This window comes from Deltaproteobacteria bacterium, assembly GCA_026712905.1.
Classification (GTDB): Bacteria; Desulfobacterota; Binatia; order UBA9968; family JAJDTQ01; genus JAJDTQ01.
The window spans coordinates 1-2,604 of the sequence record JAPOPM010000177.1; the positions used below are offsets into that span (position 1 = coordinate 1).

The following is a 2,604-nucleotide window of genomic DNA, read 5'->3' on the forward strand; positions in this document are numbered from 1 at the left end:
GACCATCGTGGCGGACATCAAGAAGTTCGCCTCCGCCGGCAAGAAGACCGCGGTGGTCTCGACCATCAACGGCGACGCCAACGTGCCGTTCTACAAGGAGCTGGCCAACCAGGGCATCAACGCGGACGACATCCCGGTGGTGGCCTTCTCCGTGGGCGAGGAAGAGCTGGCCGGCATCGACACCAGCAACCTGGTGGGCCATCTCGCGGCGTGGAACTACTTCCAGTCCGTGGACTCGCCCGAGAACGAGGCCTTCATCGAGAAGTGGCACGCCTACATCAAGGACACCAAGCGGGTCACCAACGATCCCATGGAAGCCACCGCCATCGGCTTCAACATGTGGAGCCAGGCCGTGAAGCAGGCAGGCACGGCGAACGTGGACGCGGTCCGGCAGGCCATGTACGGCCAGGCGGTCATGTCCCCGAGCGGGTTCGACATCGTCATGAACACCAACCACCACCTCTCCAAGCCCGTTATGATCGGAGAGATCCAGCCCGACGGACAGTTCGAGGTCGTGTGGGAGACCGAGGGCCCCATCAAGGCCGACGCCTGGAGCCCGTACATTCCGGAGAGCGCCAAGCTCACCGCCGACTGGGCCTACCCCTGGGTCTGCGGCAACTGCGAGAAGCCGAAGTTCACCAACTGACGGCTGCCCTCGATTCACTCGATAACGCCGGGCCCGCCACGTGGCGGGCCCGGCCCGTCAACGGATCCCATCCATGGACATCGACCCACAGGGGCGGCGACCCCTCCTCGTCCTTCTCGTGCTTGCGTGCCTGAGTCTCGCGCTCTCGGCCGGCGTGCGCGCGGCGCAGGTAGCCGACGTGGCGGCGGAGCTCAAGACCGGCGGTTTCAAGCAGAAGGCCGACGTCGTGGGGAGGCTGGCGAGCCTCGGCGACCCCAAGGTCATCCCTTTGCTGGAAGCCCTGCGGGACGGACGGCTGTACCACCGCAAGACCGACGGCAGGCTGGTGATCACCGAGAAGGCCGGCAAGGGCTACCGCCTGACCGACGCCCTGTCCGGAGAGCTGCTCGGGGGCGCGAAGCGGCGCGCGGTGAAGAAGGTCAGGGTCAACAACCGTGTTCGCGGCGCCATCAAGGCGGCGTTGAGCCAGCTCGATCTCTTCAGCAGCGATCCCCACCGGCGCCTGGCGGCCGCCCGGTCGGCCTTGAGCCACGGCTCCGGGCGCATGATAGGGCTGCTTGAAAACGCGCTCTCGGCGGAGACCGACGCTGCCGTACGCGAAGCCATGGAGTTCGCGCTGCTGGGCGCCCGCCTCAAGGCCGGCTCCACGGCGGAGCGGCTGGCCGCCGTCGAGGCGCTGTCCGACTCCACGGCCGCCGACGTGCGCTCGCTGCTGGGCGCCATCGCCAACGACCCGAAACAGGACGAAGCCGTGCGCAAGGCCGCGGCCGCGGCCATCCAGCGCATCGAGGATACGCTCTTCTTCCTGGGCCTCGGCCTCAACGTGTTCCAGGGCATCAGCCTGGGGTCGGTGTTGCTGCTGGCGGCCCTCGGGCTCGCCATCACCTTCGGGGTCATGGGGGTCATCAACATGGCCCACGGCGAGATGATCATGCTCGGCGCCTACTCGACGTTCGTGGTGCAGGAGCTGTTTCGCGCGTTCCTCCCCCCGGCGCTGTTCGACTGGTACCTGGCCGTGGCGATTCCCACCGCGTTCCTGGTGGCGGGACTCGTCGGCGTGGTGCTCGAGAAGGGCGTGATCCGCTGGCTCTACGGCCGGCCGCTGGAAACGCTGCTGGCCACGTGGGGCATCAGCCTGATCCTCCAGCAACTGGTGCGCTCGATCTTCGGCGCGCCCAACAAGGAAGTGGCCAACCCCTCGTGGATGAGCGGCGGGCTGGAGGTCGCGGGCGGGTTCGTGCTGACCTACAACCGCCTCTACCTGATCGTCTTCTGCTTCCTGGTGCTGGGCGCCATGGCGCTGCTTCTGCGTTATACGGGCTTCGGCCTGAGCGTCCGCGCGGTCACCCAGAACCGCCCCATGGCCTCCACCATGGGCATCCCCACGTCCCGGGTGGACTCGCTCACTTTCGGCCTCGGCTCGGGCCTCGCGGGCATGGCGGGCGTGGCCCTGAGCCAGATAGGCAACGTCAGCCCGAACCTGGGTCAGCTCTATATCGTCGATTCGTTCATGGTGGTGGTCTTCGGCGGCGTCGGCAACCTCGCGGGCACGCTGGTGGGCGCCATGACCCTGGGCGTCGTCAACAAGTTTCTCGAACCCGTGGCGGGTGCGGTGCTGGGGAAGGTGGTGGTGATGGTCGCCATCATCCTGTTCATCCAACGCCGTCCCCAGGGACTGTTCGCACTGCGCGGACGCGCGGCGGAAGCGTGAGCCCTGCCATGAACCTGTCGACTTCGGAGCGCCAACGCCGCATCGCGCTCGTCACCGCCGGCCTCGCGCTGATGGTGGGCGTGCCCGCGCTGAACCTGGGCGTGGAGCCGGGCTCGCTGCTTCATGTCCCGGATCACTGGGTGCCTCTGCTCGGCAAGTACATCTGCTACGCGATCCTGGCCCTGAGCCTCGACCTGGTGTGGGGCTACGTGGGCGTCCTCAGCCTGGGCCACGGCGCGTTCTTCGC

3 protein-coding genes are annotated in these 2,604 nt (G+C 67.5%); all 3 read left to right on the top strand.

Annotated features, from left to right (window positions below):
• Positions 1-646: transporter substrate-binding protein (locus OXF11_14945; GenBank protein MCY4488392.1), on the top strand; the 646-nt coding region annotated here is incomplete at its 5' end.
• Positions 647-719: 73 nt separating this feature from the next.
• Positions 720-2,357 (top strand): urea ABC transporter permease subunit UrtB, encoded by a 1,638-nt coding sequence (gene urtB / locus OXF11_14950; protein MCY4488393.1) that lies wholly within the window; start codon positions 720-722, stop codon positions 2,355-2,357.
• A gap of 8 nt (positions 2,358-2,365) precedes the next feature.
• Positions 2,366-2,604 (top strand): urea ABC transporter permease subunit UrtC (locus tag OXF11_14955; protein MCY4488394.1); only part of this gene is annotated, 239 nt, incomplete at its 3' end.